General features: G+C 62.4%; 14 protein-coding genes. 9 read left to right on the forward strand and 5 right to left on the reverse strand.

All coding sequences use genetic code 11. From position 1 onward, the window contains the following. Nucleotides 1-59 precede the first annotated feature (59 nt). Together ACSQ26_RS18290 and ACSQ26_RS18295 are read left to right on the forward strand one after the other, a co-directional pair. Nucleotides 60-1,430: a putative bifunctional diguanylate cyclase/phosphodiesterase gene (locus ACSQ26_RS18290; protein ID WP_436011304.1), complete on the forward strand. Its 1,371-nt coding sequence runs from the start codon at nt 60-62 to the stop codon at nt 1,428-1,430. A 71-nt stretch (nt 1,431-1,501) separates the two neighbouring features. Further along, nucleotides 1,502-1,867 (forward strand): hypothetical protein, encoded by a 366-nt coding sequence (locus ACSQ26_RS18295; protein ID WP_436011306.1) that lies wholly within the window; start codon nt 1,502-1,504, stop codon nt 1,865-1,867. A gap of 39 nt (nt 1,868-1,906) precedes the next feature. Here ACSQ26_RS18295 and ACSQ26_RS18300 read toward each other — a convergent pair whose 3' ends face one another. The 3 genes from ACSQ26_RS18300 to ACSQ26_RS18310 all read right to left on the reverse strand — a co-directional run bounded on the left by ACSQ26_RS18300 (nt 1,907) and on the right by ACSQ26_RS18310 (nt 3,726). Further along, nucleotides 1,907-2,233, reverse strand: a complete 327-nt coding sequence (locus ACSQ26_RS18300) for a hypothetical protein (protein WP_436011308.1) — start codon at nt 2,231-2,233, stop codon at nt 1,907-1,909. Nucleotides 2,234-2,455: 222 nt separating this feature from the next. Then, on the reverse strand, nt 2,456-2,722 hold the full coding sequence (locus ACSQ26_RS18305) for a porin (RefSeq protein ID WP_436011310.1): 267 nt from the start codon (nt 2,720-2,722) through the stop codon (nt 2,456-2,458). A gap of 95 nt (nt 2,723-2,817) precedes the next feature. After that, complete coding sequence (locus ACSQ26_RS18310; RefSeq protein WP_436011312.1) at nt 2,818-3,726, reverse strand: LysR substrate-binding domain-containing protein; 909 nt, start codon at nt 3,724-3,726, stop codon at nt 2,818-2,820. Between the two features lie 93 nt (nt 3,727-3,819). Here ACSQ26_RS18310 and ACSQ26_RS18315 point away from each other — a divergent pair, with 93 nt between their 5' ends. The 6 genes from ACSQ26_RS18315 to ACSQ26_RS18340 all read left to right on the forward strand — a co-directional run bounded on the left by ACSQ26_RS18315 (nt 3,820) and on the right by ACSQ26_RS18340 (nt 13,750). Next, nucleotides 3,820-5,373 carry a trimethylamine methyltransferase family protein gene (locus ACSQ26_RS18315; protein WP_436011314.1) on the forward strand — a complete coding sequence of 518 codons (1,554 nt, stop codon included), beginning with the start codon at nt 3,820-3,822 and terminating at the stop codon, nt 5,371-5,373. 251 nt (nt 5,374-5,624) lie between these two features. Then, a complete protein-coding gene (locus ACSQ26_RS18320) occupies nt 5,625-7,673 on the forward strand; it encodes an NAD(P)-binding protein (RefSeq protein ID WP_436011316.1) in 2,049 nt (682 codons plus the stop codon). 92 nt (nt 7,674-7,765) lie between these two features. Next, on the forward strand, nt 7,766-8,932 hold the full coding sequence (locus ACSQ26_RS18325; protein WP_436011318.1) for a pyridoxal phosphate-dependent aminotransferase: 1,167 nt from the start codon (nt 7,766-7,768) through the stop codon (nt 8,930-8,932). A 281-nt stretch (nt 8,933-9,213) separates the two neighbouring features. After that, on the forward strand, nt 9,214-12,045 hold the full coding sequence (locus tag ACSQ26_RS18330; RefSeq protein ID WP_436011320.1) for a DUF2339 domain-containing protein: 2,832 nt from the start codon (nt 9,214-9,216) through the stop codon (nt 12,043-12,045). A gap of 209 nt (nt 12,046-12,254) precedes the next feature. Then, on the forward strand, nt 12,255-12,905 hold the full coding sequence (locus tag ACSQ26_RS18335) for an HD domain-containing protein (RefSeq protein ID WP_436011322.1): 651 nt from the start codon (nt 12,255-12,257) through the stop codon (nt 12,903-12,905). Further along, complete coding sequence (locus ACSQ26_RS18340; RefSeq protein WP_436011324.1) at nt 12,902-13,750, forward strand: MOSC domain-containing protein; 849 nt, start codon at nt 12,902-12,904, stop codon at nt 13,748-13,750. Before ACSQ26_RS18335 ends, ACSQ26_RS18340 begins: the two co-directional genes overlap by 4 nt. On the opposite strand, the gene ACSQ26_RS18345 is transcribed toward ACSQ26_RS18340, so the two are convergent. Beyond that, nucleotides 13,737-14,735: an aldo/keto reductase gene (locus ACSQ26_RS18345; protein WP_436011326.1), complete on the reverse strand. Its 999-nt coding sequence runs from the start codon at nt 14,733-14,735 to the stop codon at nt 13,737-13,739. The genes ACSQ26_RS18340 and ACSQ26_RS18345 overlap by 14 nt on opposite strands. Before the next feature lie 200 nt (nt 14,736-14,935). On the opposite strand from ACSQ26_RS18345, the gene ACSQ26_RS18350 reads away from it, so the two are divergent. Then, a complete protein-coding gene (locus tag ACSQ26_RS18350) occupies nt 14,936-16,198 on the forward strand; it encodes an MFS transporter (RefSeq protein ID WP_436011328.1) in 1,263 nt (420 codons plus the stop codon). On the opposite strand, the gene ACSQ26_RS18355 is transcribed toward ACSQ26_RS18350, so the two are convergent. Then, nucleotides 16,199-16,645, reverse strand: a complete 447-nt coding sequence (locus ACSQ26_RS18355) for a GyrI-like domain-containing protein (RefSeq protein WP_436011330.1) — start codon at nt 16,643-16,645, stop codon at nt 16,199-16,201. Between the last annotated feature and the right edge of the window lie 94 nt (nt 16,646-16,739).

The following is a 16,739-nucleotide window of genomic DNA, read 5'->3' on the forward strand; positions in this document are numbered from 1 at the left end:
TTAACGGTTTCGCATCAGTGTCGAAATCGGGGATTTCAATGCAGTCAGGACGATCGGACATGACCGGCTCAATTCCGGAAACGTTGCCGGCAAGCCAGAACGAGCTTCAGGCGATGGCCTATACCGATCCGTTGACCGGGCTCGGCAATCGTTACCGCCTCAAGGACAAGCTGCGCCAGCTGATCGCCGAACGCTCGGCCGATCCCGCGCCCTTCACCGTCGGCATTGCCAATCTCGATGGATTCAAGCCGATCAACGATCTCTTCGGCCCCTCGGCCGGCGACCAGATTCTCTGCCAGGTCGCGCATCGCCTGAAGGCGTGCATTCCGGACGGCGCGACAGTTATTCGCTACGAGGGCGACGAATTCGCCTTCCTGCTGCCGCTGATCTTCGAGCGCCGCAGCGCCGAGAAGATCGGCATGATGCTGAAGGAAGTGCTCTCCGCCCCTTATGATCTAGGCGACCGCAATGTGCGGCTTTCGGCATCGTTCGGCTTTGCCATCCATCCCTTCGCCGGCGAGGCTTATGAGGACCTGATCAAGAGCGCCGAGACCGCGCTCTATCGTTCCAAGCGCCGCGGGCGCGGCCAGATCACCGTCTACTCGACCGAGATCGCCGAGCAGATGAAGCGCGCCACCCAGCTCGAACAGGCATTGCGCAACGCCATCATCGCCAATGAGGTCGATGTCCATTTCCAGCCGATCGTCAATCTCGCAAACGACCAGGTGGTCGGCTTCGAGGCCTTGGCACGGTGGATCGACAAGGATCTCGGCTTCGTCTCGCCCAGCACATTCGTGCCGCTCGCCGAAGAGCGCGGCTTTATCGATGCGCTGTCGGAAACGCTACTGCGCAAGGCGGCCGAAGCGGCATTGTCTTGGCCGAAGGAACTCTTCCTGTCGTTCAACCTGTCCTCGGCGCAGCTGATCGATCCCTCGACGACGCCGAACATCGTCTCGATCATCAACCGCACCGGACTGGATATTTCGCGGCTGGAACTCGAAATCACCGAGACCGCGATGATGACCGACCCGGATACCGCTCACCGGATCATCTCCGAACTGCGCGCCAGCGGCATCCGTATCTCGCTCGACGATTTCGGCACCGGCCAGTCGAGCCTGTCGCGTCTGCGCGACTTCACCTTCGACAAGGTCAAGATCGACCGCGCCTTCGTCTCGCGCATCACCACCGACAGCGCCTCCGAGCACATCGTCAAGGCGATCATCACCATGTGCGAGGGCCTCAATCTCGAAGTCGTCGCCGAAGGCATCGAGGATTTCGCCGAGGCACTGAAGCTCAAGGCGCTGGGCTGCGGCATGGGCCAGGGCTATTTCTACGGCCGGCCCGTCGATACGGAAAAGACGCTCGCCTATCTCAGCGAGAAGTATCTCGACTACGAACCCGTCGAGGCCTCCGAGTCCGAAGACGCCTGATCCCTCCTCGATACACTTGCAGGAAGTGATGCGCACACCTAAATGATTGCGTAATCGGGGACATTACACCATTGCGCGCATTCATCGTGATCGGAGCTGTCGTCGCTATCTTCTGGGTAGTGACGTTTTACATACTCAGCAATCGCATGGCCCATACCGCCGGGGACGCAACCTGCCGCAATGAGCAGATCCTGCTTGCGGTCAGCAAGAACCAGAACATGATCGGCGAAATCCGGCAGGACAGAAACGACCTTGTCATCACGACCGAATGGCGGCGCTGGATGGGTCTCAACCGCCAGCGACAGATCGACATCGGCATGGCGGCGGCCTGCGTCGTCGCGCATGAAGGCAAGGGCGGCATAGTTCTGATCAAGTCCGGCGACACCGAGGTTGGCCGCGTCGTCGCCGGCAAATGGAGCAGCAAGTTCGGCGAATGATCGCTCGGCTTGCTAAACCTTCAAATCGGGTGTCTCTGCTCAGACGGCAGTTTCGACCGTCTCTTCCTGCTTCTTGGATGCACGGCCCTTCTTGAGCTTGGGCATCTTGGTGGTCGCGGGCTCCTCGACATCGTCCGTGGAACCCGGGTCCAGCCTGTGCTTGATCGCGAGGTCATAGATGACCTTGAGGATCTGCGCGTCCTTCAGTTCATCATCGCTGAGCGCCAGCAGCGAGGCCTTGACGATCTTCTTGCTTGTCGCTTTCGGACATTCATCCACGACATGCTTGTAGAGCGCCTTGTCGGTCAGTCCGCTTTCAGCGCCTTCGAGCAGTGCTTCGTAGATTTTCTTGATTTTGTCGCTCACAAGCGATCCTCCATTTTTTATTAATTTGCGCAATGAATGTCATGTCACTGTCACAATCAAGCCCGTGGTGACTGTCATAATTGCAGGAATCGAAGGTATTTTCGGGCGTATGGGGGCGAGATCAGCCAAGTCTCGGAAAATTGGGCGAGTCCGCCTCAGCGAGCATGGAGCCGGCCGAACGACATGAAGAATGCGCTGATCGGAGGTGTCGTTTCGCCGCGATCAGTCGCTGCGCGTCTCGAAATTCAGCGTCGTCCGGCCGCCGCTGTTATCCGAACCCGAAAAATACTTCTCATACCTGACCTGTCCGCTGACCTTGGCGCAGGTATTGGTCCCCGGCAGCCTGACGAATCCGGTTCCATAGGCGTCGCAGGCACCCAGGGCCTGCTGCTGTTCAAACTCGTTGGGAACGATGGCGTCCTCCGCATGAGCGGTCGATATCACCGCGAAAGCAGTTGCAGCGCCAAGAACGAATTTTCTGAAATACATGACTGTCTCCGGAACCGGACCTTGGAGGATAGGTCGGACTGAATGCGGGCAATATAATGACGATCGATGTGCAACGCGACCCCCAATCTTCGTGGTCATCGCCCGCCTTGCGCCAGCAGCCAGTCGCGCACCTTGCGGGCCGGCGTGCTCAGTTCGCGGGAGCGCGGCCAGACGACGTAGAAGTCGCTGCCTGTCTCGAAGACATGATCGCTGACCGGCACCAGCGCGCCTGACGCCACCTGCCGTTCGATCAGGTGCTGCCAGCCGAGCGCCACGCCTTCGCCCGCAAGCGCCGCCTGGATGACCAGCACATAGTCGTTGATCGTCAGAAGCCGCGATTGCGGCCGATAGTCGTGTCCGGCGCTTTCGAACCATTCCTTCCAGTCGCAGGCGACGCGAGCCGGCTCCTCAAGATGTATAAGTCTCAGTTGTGCAAGCTCGGCAAACGTCTGCGGCATGCCGTGGCTCTCGATGAAGGCTGGGCTCGCCACCGCATTGACCACTTCGGGCGCCAGAAGTGCTGCATGATAGTTCGGCCAGGCGGCCGGATCGCCACCTCGGATGCCGAGCGGAATGCCCTCCTCATCGAGTTCGAGATCGCGCACCGAGGCATGAATCCGGAGATCGATATCCGGCAGGTCTTCGCGAAATTTCGGGATGCGCGGCAGCACCCACATCGACCCGAAGGCGGAGGACGCCGAAAGCGTCACATTCGTCTCACGGCCCTTGGCCCTGATCTGCTCGGCGGATTTCTGGATACGGGCGAGCCCTGCCGAAACGTCGGCATGGAAACGCGCGCCGGTCTCGGTCAGCGCGACGGCCCGGTGGCTGCGATGAAACAGCGGTACGCCAAGCTGGCTTTCGAGCGTGCGGACCGCATAGGAGACGGCAGCCTGCGTCATTGAAAGCTCTTCCGCCGCGCGGGAAAAATTTTCGTGCCGCCCGGCGGCTTCGAAGACGACGAGGGCGGAGGCGGAGGGGAGCAGTCTCTTCAAGCTTTGCATAAGGAGAATTTATATCTTCCCTCGAAATTTTGGAAGGATACAATGGAGGAATTCGTCGCTACCCTGAAGTCAACATCAAGGGAGTTTATCGATATGGATGTCGCCGAAGCCGAAGTGCCCGCAACCAACGCCCCTCCCCGGCGCGAGCGCGGCAAGCGCCGCGACCCCTCCGCCAAGCCGACGGGCGTGCCCTATATCATCAGAAACATCCCTCCCTACAATATCCTCGAAGAAGAGGGCCTCCTACGTGTCGAGAAGACCGCCGAGCGCATTCTGGCCGAAATCGGCATCGAGTTCCGTGACGATCCCGAAGTGATCGCGCACTGGAAGCGCGCAGGCGCCAAGGTCGACGGCCTCAAGGTCACCTTCGAGCCCGGCATGCTGCAGGAAATCGTTTCCAGCGCGCCCTCGACCTTCACGCAACACGCTCGCAACCCCGCCAACAGTGTCGAGATCGGCGGCAAGAACGTCGTGTTCGCGCCGGCTTACGGCTCGCCTTTCGTCGCCGACCTCGACAAGGGCCGCCGCTACGGCACGATCGAGGACTTCCAGAACCTGATCAAGCTCGCGCAATCGAGCCCCTGGTTGCACCATTCCGGCGGCACGATCTGCGAGCCGGTGGACCTGCCGGTCAACAAGCGCCATCTCGACATGGTCTACAGCCACATCAAATATTCCGACCGCTGTTTCATGGGCTCCGTCACGGCCGAGAACCGCGCCGAGGAATCCATCGACCTCGCCCGCATCCTGTTCGGCCGCGATTTCGTCGACAAGAACTGCGTCATCCTCGGCAATGTCAATGTCAACTCGCCGCTCGTCTGGGATGGCACGATGACCAAGTCGCTGCGCGCCTATGCCCGCGCCAACCAGGCCGCGGTTATCGTCCCCTTCATCCTCGGCGGCGCCATGGGTCCGGTCACCAATGCCGGCGCCATCGCGCAGAGCTATGCCGAGACGCTGGCCGGCTGCGCGCTGACGCAGCTCGAGCGCAAGGGCGCGCCGGTGATCTTCGGCAACTTCCTGTCGTCGATGTCGCTTCGCTCAGGCTCGCCTACCTTCGGCACGCCGGAACCGGCGATAGGTTCGATGGTGATCGGCCAGCTGGCGCGGCGCCTGAAGCTGCCGCTCCGCTGCGCCGGCAACTTCTCCAATTCGAAGCTGCCCGATGCGCAGGCGATGCAGGAAGGCGTGATGTCGATGCTGTCGGCCGTCCATTGCGGCGCCAACTTCATCCTGCATTCCGCCGGCTTCATCGATGGCCTGCTGACGATGAGCTACGAGAAGTTCGTCATGGACACCGATTTCTGTGGCGCGCTGCATTCCTATTTCAAGGGCGTGCCGTTCGACGACAATGCGCTGGCCATGGACGCCTTCCAGGAGGTCGGCCCCGGCAGCCATTTCCTCGGCAGCCAGCACACGCTCCGCAACTACCAGACGGCGTTTTGGGATTCGGAGCTCTCGGACAACGAGCCATTCGAGAAATGGAGCGACGAGGGCGGCTCGACCGACATGGCGACGCGGGCCAACAAGAAGTGGAAGAAGGTGCTGGGTGAGTATGAGGCGCCGCCGCTTGATGTTGCAGTGGACGAAGAGCTGCAGGACTATATCAACCGCAAGAAGGCCGCGGCTGCGGATGCGTGGCATTGAGGGAGAAAATTACCCCTCACCAACTTCGGCCAGGGGCTCGCAAAGCTCGCCCGGCCTGCGTATCCTCTCCCACAAGGGGAGAGGTAAACTCGTTGCGCCAGCTTTGCCCCGACTGAAGGCCGAGAGTGCGACGCCCTACCTCTCCCCTTGTGGGAGAGGATAGCAAGCCCGCATGAGACAAAGTCGAATGCCTGGGCGCGCTTGGTGAGGGGTGCGCCGCACTGAAGAACATTGAAAACTTGAGCCCATATATGACCCAGTCCAACGACCCCCTCCTCCAGCCCTACCGGCTCAAGCACCTCACCCTCAAGAACCGCATCATGTCGACCGCGCATGAGCCGAATTATTCCGAGGACGGCCTGCCCAAGGATCGTTACCGCCTCTATCATGTCGAAAAAGCCAAGGGCGGCATCGCGATGACGATGACGGCGGGTTCGGCGAGCGTATCCTCCGACTCGCCGCCGGCCTTCGGCAACCTCTACGCCTACAAGGACGAGATCGTCCCCTGGCTCAAAAAGCTCGCTGACGACTGTCACGAGCACGACTGCGCCGTGATGATCCAGCTCACCCATCTCGGCCGCCGCACCGGCTGGAACAAGGGCGACTGGCTGCCGGTGCTGGCCCCCTCGCCCGTCCGCGAAGCCGCCCACCGCGCCTTTCCCAAGGCGATCGAGGATTGGGATATCGAGCGTATCGTGCAGGACTATGCCGATGCCGCCGCCCGCATGCAGGAAGCCGGCCTCGATGGCATCGAGTTCGAGGCCTATGGCCACCTGATGGACCAGTTCTGGTCGCCCGCCACCAACAAGCGCGACGACGAATACGGCGGCTCGCTCGACAACCGCATGCGTTTCTCCAACATGGTGATCGATGCCGTGCGCAAATCCGTCGGCCCGGATTTCATCGTCGGCCTGCGCATGGTCTGCGACGAGGATTGGGACATTGGCCTTTCACGCGCCGAGGGTGTCGAGATCGCCAAGCGTTTCGTGGCATCCGGCAAGGTTGATTTCCTCAACGTCATCAAGGGCCATATCGACCACGATGCCGACCTCACCGGCGTCATCCCGATCCAGGGCATGCGCTCGGCGCCGCATCTCGATTTTGCCGGCGAAATCCGTGCCGAAACCAAATTCCCGGTCTTCCACGCCGCCCGCATCGCCGATGTCGCGACCGCGCGGCACGCCATATCAGAGGGCAAGCTCGACATGGTCGGCATGACCCGCGCGCATATCGCCGACCCGCATATCGTCGCCAAGATCATGTCCGGCCGTGAAGCCGAGATCCGCCCCTGCGTCGGCGCCACCTACTGTCTCGACCGCATCTACGAGGGCGGCGAGGCGCTGTGCATCCACAATGCCGCCACCGGCCGCGAGGGCCTGGTGCCGCAGGTGATTCCCAAATCCGATGGCCCGAAGCGCAAGGCACTCGTCGTCGGCGCCGGCCCCGCAGGACTGGAGGCCGGCCGGGTGCTCGCCGAACGCGGCCATACTGTGGAAGTGCTCGAAGCCATGGATGAAGCCGGCGGCCAGATCAACCTTCTGGCCCGCAACCCGCGCCGCAGGGAAATGATCGGCATCGTCGACTGGCGTGTCTCCGAGCTGGAACGCCTGGGTGTCCCCATCCACTTCAACACCTATGCCGAGGAGGACGACATACTCTCCCGCGATGCCGATCTCGTCGTCATCGCCACGGGCGGCATGCCGCTGAACCCCGCGCTGACCGAGGGCGACCATCTCGTCACTTCGAGCTGGGATATCATCGCCGGCACCGTGAAGCCCGAAGGCCCCGTCCTGCTCTTCGACGACAACGGCGCGCATGCCGGCATGACCGCCGCCGAACTGATCGCCAACCAGGGCATCGAGCTCGAACTCGTCTCCCCCGAACGCTTCTTCGCGCCCGAGATCGGTGGCTTGAACCACGTGCCCTATGCCAAGGCCTTCGCGAAACCCAATGTCCGTGTCACCATCAACACTCGCCTTCTCTCCGTCCGCCGCGACGGCAATGCGCTGGTGGCCGTGCTGGGCTCGGATTACGACCGCGCCTCACGGCAGGAACGCCGAGTCGCACAGGTGGTCGTGGAACACGCGACCTCTGCCAATGACGAGCTCTATCACGCCCTGAAGCCGCATTCGAAAAACCTCGGCGCGGTGGATTACAAGGCCCTCATCAACCGCCGCTGTCCCATCCAGGCGAAGAATCCGGACGGGCGCTTCGACCTCGTCCGCATCGGCGACGCCATCGCGAGCCGCAACATCCACGCCGGCATCTATGATGCGCTGAGGATTTTCTCGCTGGTTTGAGCTTCAGCAAAGCTGAACCTCCCTTCAACAATTGTCATGCGATTTGCCTGCGAAAACAGGCTATCAAGGCGCATCTCATCCGGAAGGTGCCCATGAACCTCATCGACTCCCTCAGCCCGCAAGCCCGCCTCGCCCCGGAAAGCGGCATCGTCGAAATCTTCAATCATGCCCGGGGTCGCGAAGGCCTGATCCCGCTCTGGGCCGGTGAAGGCGATACGCCCACGCCGAAGTTCATCAGCGATGCGGCCGCCACCTCGCTCGCCGCCGGCCATACCTTCTACACCTATAACAGAGGCATCCCGGATCTTCGCCGCGCGATCGCCGATTACTATGCCCGCCACTTCGGCAAGACACTTTCACCGGAACACTTCTATGTCGTCGGCTCGGGCATGCAGGCAATCAAGCTGTCGATCGAAGCCGTCTGCGCGCCGGGCGACGAGGCGGTCTACCTCTCCCCCGCCTGGCCGAATTTCGCCGCCGCCGTGGGCTTGGCCGGTGCAACGCCGGTGCCGGTGGAGCTCGAATTCGCCGAGGGCCGCTGGAGCCTCGATGCCAACCGCATGAAGGCTGCGATCACGCCGAAGACCTCGGCCATCTTCATCAACTCGCCCTCCAACCCCACCGGCTGGACGGCGACGCTGGACGACCTCAAGGCGATCCTCGACCTCGCCCGCGAGCACGGCCTGTGGATCATCGCCGATGAGATCTACGCGCTCTATTATTTCAACGGCGGCCGCGCGCCATCCTTCCTCGACGTGATGGACGAGACCGACCGGGTGCTGTTCGTCAATTCCTTCTCCAAGAACTGGTCGATGACCGGCTGGCGAGTCGGCTGGATCGTCGCCCCGCCGGCACTCGGCCAGGTGATCGAGAACCTGGTGCAGTATTCGACCTCGGGCGTCGCCGAATTCATGCAGCGCGGCGGCATCGCCGCACTCGATCACGGTGACGCCCTGATCCGCGAGAATTACGAGAAGGCACTCAAATCCCGCGACATCCTCTGCGATGCGCTGATCGCCACCAACCGTGTCGAGACGCTCAAACCCGACGGCGCGCTCTACGCCTTCCTCAAGATCGACGGCATCAAGGACACCCGCGCGGCGGCCTTCGACATCGTCGACAAGACCGCCGTGGGGCTGGCACCTGGCACCGCATTCGGGGCGGGTGGATCGCAGTTCCTGCGGGCATGCTTCCTTCGCGATCCGGCCAAGGTAGCCGTCGCGGCCGAGAGGCTGGCGACGTATATCAGGGGGTTGTGAGGAGATTTTCACTCAGTGTATCCATGGTCCCTGGGATTGTGCGATGGCTTCGGTCCCCTCAAGGGGGAGATGTCCGGCAGAACAGAGGAGGTGAACCACACCAGCCAACCAGGCATCATTGTGGCCACCCCCAAACTGGTTCATGATCGTCCCTCGAAGGGAAGGTCGTTCACCGAATCAGGGCTTCGTAACGCTGCCGCTAAATAAAAGCCGCCCGCGAAACGTCTTCCGCTGCAATATCGATTTGCGCCCCAGGGCGCGGGGACAAGGCATAGCGTTCAATGTTCGAGCTACTTTCACTGATATCGATCGTTCTGGCGATCGTCGGTCTGTCGACGGCGCGCGGCGTCCGTGCGAGGCTCGAAACCGAGATCGCGGCCCTCAAGCTCGAACTCAAGCGTGTCGAAGGGATGCGGCCCGCCGCAGCGGATAGCAGCACCGATGAAACAGCGGCACTGCCGGAAGCCGCGCCCGAAGCCAGCAGCGAGGCGGTCGCTGTCGCCGCAATGGAAGTGGCCCCTGAGCAGGTCACGGAAGACGTGCCGGAACCCGCAGCGTCGATGGAAGCAGCCGACGAACCCGTGAAACCGACAATCAGCGAACCGGCAAAGCCGGCCGTCGCCAAGCCGAGTTGGGAATCGCGCATTGCCGCGCAATGGACCGTCTGGGTCGGCGGCATCGCGCTCGCCTTCGCCGGCATTTTCGCCATCAAATATTCGATCGACCAGGGCTTTTTCAGCCCGGAAGTGCGGCTTTCCGCTGCCGCTCTCTTCGGCCTGCTGCTGGTTGCCGGTGGCGAATTCCTTCGTCGGCAGACCAAGCCGTTGGTGGAGAACGCGTTCCAGAACGCCATGATCCCTGGTGTGCTCACCGCTGCCGGCACGCTCACTCTATTCGGCTCTGTCTATGTCGCGCATGGTGTCTATGGCTTTATCGGGCCTGCGACGGCCTTCATCCTGCTGGCGCTGATCTCATTCATGACCATCGGCCTGTCCATGCTCTATGGTCAGGCGCTTGCCGGTCTGGGCCTGCTGGCCTCGTTCACCACGCCGCTGCTGGTGGCATCGAAGAGCCCAAGCCCCTGGTCGCTCTTCGGCTTCCTGACACTGGTCTGGATCGCCACGATCCTCGCCTCGAAAATCCAGTCCTGGCGCGTCGTGCCTGGTATCGCCAATGTCGGGCTTTCGGCCTGGGCATTCCTCTATCTTGTTTCATCTCGCCCCGAGACGCCGTTCGAGGTGCTGCCGGTTGCCCTGCCGATGATCATCATGATCGCGGGCCTCGCCTTCATCTGGCCCGGCAATTGGGTGGCACCGGAGGAGCCTGAGGTTCGAGAAGAAGAACTCGAGATCCGCCTTGATTCGGCCGGCCGCCCGCTACCCGCGGCAGCGCCGCGCGTAAAATCGGCCTGGGGCCATGTCTTCCTGCCGCGCCACCTCGCCAGCACGCTGACCGCTGCCATCGGCGGCATGATCGTCGCCACGGTCTTCAATGCCCCCGATCTGTCCAGCACCGGCTATTATTATCTCGGCTTTGCTGCCCTGATCGCCGGCCTGGCATTCTTCGGCGCCTTCCGCACCTATGCGATCTATCCAGCGATTTTCGCGGCGCTGGGCGCATTCGGCGGCATTCGCGTGCTCACCATCGCGACGGCTTCGCCCGGTTTCCAGCCGGCCGACAGTTTCACCTATACCGATCCGAATCTGGTGATCTGGCTCGCGCTGGGCCTCGGCCTGCTACTGGCGGTGCTCATGCTCACGGTCGTCCATTTCAGGCGAAGTTCGCATGCCGAATTCACCCGCGCCTGGATCATCATTGGTGGTGCGACGCCGCTCCTGCTCGCAACGGTCAGTTTCTTCTTCTTCGGCAATTATGCGTTCGACCTGAAGCACGGCCTTTACGCTATCCTGCTCGGCGCGCTCTATCTTGGCGGCGCCTGGCACTTCTACGGCGAGCGGGAGAACGACGGCCGCTTCGTCCCCAATCGTGACCTGCTGGTGGGTGCCTCATGGGCTGCCTTCGTCTTCGCCCTGCTGGTCATGACCAACGGCATCACCACCACGATCGGCGCGGCCATCCTCGGCTTTGCCTATCTCAATGCGCAGCGCGCCAAGGATTGGCCTGTTCTGCCCTGGGCGATGGTGGCTTCGGCAATCTTTGTCGCCGGCCGCATTGCCTGGGAACCGACCATCGTTGGCACTGAGGCGCTTTCCAAGACGCCGGTGTTCAACCAGCTTCTCGCCGGCTACGGCATCCCGGCCCTGCTGCTGATCGCATCGGCCTGGCTGATCCGCAACAAGGGCGACGACCGCATCAGGAACGTCATGGATGCACTCGCCAGCCTGTTCACACTGCTGACCATAGCCATCCTCGTCCGCCACGCCATGAATGGCGGCGTGCTGACCTCCGATGCCCCGACGCTCGCCGAGCAGTCGATCTACACGCTGCTCGCGATCGGCGCTTCCGTCACGCTGATGACGCTCGACCTCCGCCGGCCGAGCATCATCTTCCGCACCGGCTCCATGGCGCTCGGCTATATCTCGATGGCCTCGATCCTGCTCGCGCATTTTCTTGGTCTCAATCCCTATTTCACCGGGGAAACGACTGGCCAGATCCCGTTCTTCAACCTGCTGTTCCTCGCCTATCTCCTGCCCGGCGCGACCTATGGGGGTGCTGCCTACGTGGCGCGCGGACGCCGGCCGCAGCATTACGTGATTGCATTGGCGCTTTCGGGCGCAGCGCTGCTCTTCGCCTATGTCACGCTGTCGGTCCGCCGCTTCTACCATGGCGCCGACATCTCGGATTGGAAGGGCTTCCTGCAGTCCGAACTCTATACCTATTCGGTGGTCTGGCTGCTGCTCGGCGTGGCTCTGCTGGTCGCGGGCTATCGCTTCCGCTCGACGGCGCTGCGCATCGCTTCCGGCGTTCTGGTGCTGATCGCGGTGCTCAAGGTCTTCCTGATTGACATGTCCAATCTCGAAGGCCTCTACCGCGCGCTCTCCTTCGCCGGCCTCGGCTTCGCGCTGATCGGCATCGGCTGGTTCTACCAGCGGGCACTGACGGGACTTGCGAAACAGGAGAAGCCCGAGGAACCGGCGGTTTCGGAGACGTAAGGCCGCCGCAGTCTCCCGCTTCTCCCCTTGGGGAGAAGTGCCGAGCAAAGCGAGGCGATGAGGGGTTCTCATCTTCTCGCCGACGCTTCAAGAACCCCTCATCCGGCGCTGCGCGCCACCTTCTCCCCAAGGGGAGAAGCGGGGACGTCATCGTTGTGCTTCGGCATTTCACTCGCTAGGTTCCGCTCCAAACCGGAGCCCGAATCGCCATGCCAGTCGCCGCGCAAGCCTTTGCGCCTTTCGAAGCCCTTGCGGCAAATCTCCTGCCGCATGCCGCCGATACCAATGACGGCTCACATGACCTCGCCCATATCCTGCGCGTTTTCCGCAACGCCATGCGTATCCATGCCAGCGAAAGCGGCGACGGCGAGGTGCTGGCCGCTGCCGTGTTGCTTCATGACTGCGTGGCCGTGGAGAAGAATTCGCCATTGCGGGCGCAGGCCTCGCGACTGGCTGCCGAGAAGGCATCGACGGTTCTCGCAGAACTCGGCTGGCACTCCGAAAGCATTGCTTCGGCCGCCCATGCCATCCTCACCCATTCCTTCTCAGCCAACATTCCGCCAGAGACAATCGAAGCCAGGATCCTGCAGGATGCCGACCGGCTCGATGCCATCGGCATGGTCGGCGCAGCCCGCTGTTTCTATGTCGCCGGACGGCTGAATTCCGGCCTCTACGATCCCGCCGATCCGCGCGCCGAACATCGCTCGCTGGACGACAAAGCCTGGTCGATCGATCATTTCCCGGCGAAACTCTTCAAGCTCGCCGATGGTTTCCAGACCGGAGCTGGAGCAACACTCGCCCGCGAACGCCACGACCGGCTCACTCAATTCTACGACCTCTTCCTCGAGGAAATCTCATGAAAATCCATTCGCTGCATATCTATCCCATGAAAAGCGCCCGCGTCATCGATCTCGATGCGACCGAGGTCGGACATTGGGGCCTCGCTGGCGACCGCCGCTACATGGTGACCGATCCCACTGGCAAATTCATCACCCAGCGCGAATTGCAGGCGCTCGCTCAGATCACTGCGGTCGAGAGTTTCGGCAGTCTGCATCTCTCCAAGGCGGGCAGCGACGAGCAACTCGCTATCACCTTCGATCCGGCACGACGTATCGATGTCGAAATCTGGGGCAGCCATGTTACCGCAGCGCTCGCCGAGGACGGCATCAACGCCCGGCTGAGTGACTGGCTCGGCCAGCCGGTGCGGCTGGTTCATGCCGATGAGACCACCGAGCGGCAATGCAGCACGGAATGGGCCGGCGCGGACGTCCAGACCGGTTTCGCCGATGGCTACCCGGTGCTGATCACCACGACGAGTTCGCTTCGTTTGCTCAACGAAGCGACCATGGAGGAAGGCGGCGAGACCTTCGGCATGGACCGCTTCCGGCCCAACATCGTCATCGACGACGAAACGCCCTTCGCCGACGATTTCTGGGCGTCGCTCGATATAGCGGGCATCCGTTTCGACCTCGTCAAACCCTGCGCCCGCTGCATCATGACCACGCAGGACCAGCTGACCGGCGAACGCGGCGGCCCCGACCCGATGCCGGCCATGCGCAAGCTCCGCATGTCGATGGATCGGCGCGTGCCCGGCGTGCTCTTCGGCTGGAACGCAGTTGCGCGGAATAGCGGCACTCTCAAGATTGGCGATCCGGTCTCGGTCATCGCGGAACGCCCCGACGGCTGGCCGGTCAGGCAGCGATAGCAACCGTCCGCAGCACCGCGTCGATCTCGTCCGCCACCGCCTTCGGCAGCGGACCCTTGTCGAGCGCGCCGGCATTTTCCTCGACCTGCGCCACCGTGCGGAAACCCGGGATCGGCAGCGTGCGATCCGATTTCGCCCACAGCCAGGCAAGCGCGCCTTGCGACAGCGTGCGGCCATCGGTGCGCAGCAGTTCCCTGACAGCATCGAGCATGCGGGCGAATTCCGGCGCCACGCGACCGTCCTTGAAATAGATCATCCAGTCGAGCGCCGCGCCGCGCACGTCCTTCTCGCCGATTGTCTTGTCGGCGCTGAACTTGCCGCTCAGCAGTCCCATCGCCAGCGGCCCGCGATCGATCGATATCAGCCCATGCTTCTCGATCACGCCGAGCAGTTCCGCCGCCGGGGACAGCACGTTCATGTTGTGCTGGATCGCCACGAAACCGTCGCGCTTTGCATGCCGTTCGGCGCGATCCGGATAATCCGTGCTCCAGCCGAAGGCTTCGATCTTGCCTTCCGTACGCAGCCGTCCGAGCACGTCGAACACAGTATCAGATTGCTGGGGATCGAAATCGTTGAGATGGAATTGCAGCAGATCGAGCCGCCCGCGCTTCAGCCGCCTGAGAGAAGTCTCCACGGAAGCCCGGATGAATGCCTCATCGGCGAACGCCCCGGTCGCCTGCTTCGTCGCGGGATCGGTCGCGAAGCCGAACTTCGTCGCGATCACCACATCATTGCGGCCTTCGAGCGCCCGGCCGAGCACTTCTTCGGAATGGCCGGCGCCATAATTCGACGCCGTGTCGAAGAGCTCGATGCCGAGATCGAGCGCCCGGTGCACCGCCGCGATCGACTCATTGTCGTCCACCTCGCCCCAGCCGAGCGGCACATCGCCTGCATAGAACGGCCCGCCGATCGCCCAGCAGCCCATGCCGAGCCGTGGTATCGTCCTGCCGTTCCAGAGCGTGATCGTCGTTTTGTCGTTGTTCATCGGATTGTTCTCCAGTTTTGCCGTATGGCAAACTATCCGGCGGGCATGGGCTGACATAGCACAAATTCCGCACCTCATTTTTCATGGATGAAAACCGCAAGCTCCCGATCCATCAATGAAACTGAATTCGGAGATCAGAAAAACTCGCTTTTCCAAATCGATTTCCGGGCATATACCCGGATTATGCACTGGAGAATCTTATGAATACTGTGACCCGTTCCCAAGCCATGCCGTGGGTGCTCATCATCTGCGGCTCCCTGATCGCCATGATCACCTTCGGGCCGCGCTCGGCGATGGGCTTCTTCGCGCATCCGCTGTTGCAGGACTCCAATCTGGCCGCGACGCACTGGACGCGCGAGACCTTCGGCCTGACGCTGGCGATCCAGAACCTGTTCTGGGGCCTCGGCCAGCCCTTTTTCGGCGCGATGGGCGACAAATACGGCACCGCAAAGGTGCTGATGGCGTCGGCCGCGCTCTATGCCGCCGGCCTGCTTCTGATGGCCTATCCGCTGATCGCCTCGAACCCGGAAAGCGCCCTGCTGCTGCATCTCGGCGGCGGCGTTCTCTGCGGTCTCGGCGTGGCGGCGGGATCGTTCAGTGTCATCCTCTCGTCCTTCGCCCGCAATGTCACGCCTGCGCAGCGCTCTATGGCGTTCGGCATCGCCACGGCGGCGGGCTCTGCGGGCATGATGGTCTTCGCGCCGTTGACCGTCGGCCTGATCGCTTCGGTCGGCTGGCAGGGCGCGCTGATCTTCATGGCGGGCCTGATGGCTCTGATCCCCTTCCTCGCCATCGCGCTCCGCGGCAATTCCTCCTCCGGTACGCAGAGTGCCGTGCAGTTCCAGCAGACCGCCGGCCAGGCGATGCGCGAGGCGCTCGGCCACAAATCCTATCTCCTCCTGACCTCGGGCTTCTTCGTCTGCGGCTTTCAGGTCGCCTTCATCACCGCCCATTTTCCGGCCTACCTGCTCGATATCGGCATACCGGCCTGGGTCGGCGGCGTCGCCATGCTCTTGATCGGCGGCTTCAACATCATCGGCTCGCTTGCGGCCGGCTATATCGGCCAGCGTTATTCCAAGCCGTGGTTCCTGGCGCTGATCTATATCGGCCGCTCGATCGCGGTCACGCTGTTCCTGGTGCTGCCGATCACGCCGGTCTCTGTCATCATCTTCGCAGCCGTCATGGGCCTGCTCTGGCTCTCGACCGTTCCGCCCACGAACGGCCTCGTCGCCATCATGTTCGGCACCCGCCATCTCGGCCTGCTCGGCGGCATCGTCTTCCTGTCGCACCAGATCGGTTCGTTCCTCGGCGTCTGGCTCGGCGGCTACCTGTTCGTCCATTTCGGCACCTACGATCCGGTCTGGTGGATCGGCGTGGCCCTCGGCATCTTCGCTGCGATCGTCCACATCCCGATCAAGGAAGCGATCGTGCCGGGACGGCCGGCGCTAGCGCCGGCGGAGTGATTAGCCGAAAAGGCGCAATGGCTCGGCGGCAAGCCCGACGTGAAGCTCGTGCCTCCCATCCGGCAGACCCGGCAGGTAGCCGAAATCGAGCTTGAGGTCGGTGGCCTTGAGGCCGGCCGTTTTCGCATGGTCGAGCAGTTCGCCGAATCCACCGGCAATGCCTGCGAGCGGACCGTCGTGGATCGATCTCAGATACCGCCCGGCGGGCAAGGCGATCTTCGTCATTCCTTCGGGCACGTCGGTCCTGCGGGCAGCGAGATAGCCGACCAGTTCGCGGTAGACGCCGTTCTCGACCGAAAGCGAGGCTTCGAGAAATGCCTGTGCGCCAGTCTCTGCCTCGAAGAGGCGGCGCCAGGCAGCCGGCACCTCGCGCGACAGTTCCGGCCATGGGCATTCGACAAGGATGCCGATCAGCACGAGTTCCGGCAGTTCAATTGTCTCGATCATATGTCAGTCCCGATTTCTTGTGCGACACTCCGCGGGCACATCTTAGCGGCGCGTTTTGTCGTCGCAAGCCGCGAGCGAACCAAACCCTTCCCCT

The sequence above is a fragment of the Rhizobium sp. LjRoot254 genome (assembly GCF_964254105.1).
GTDB lineage: Bacteria > Pseudomonadota > Alphaproteobacteria > Rhizobiales > Rhizobiaceae > Rhizobium_E.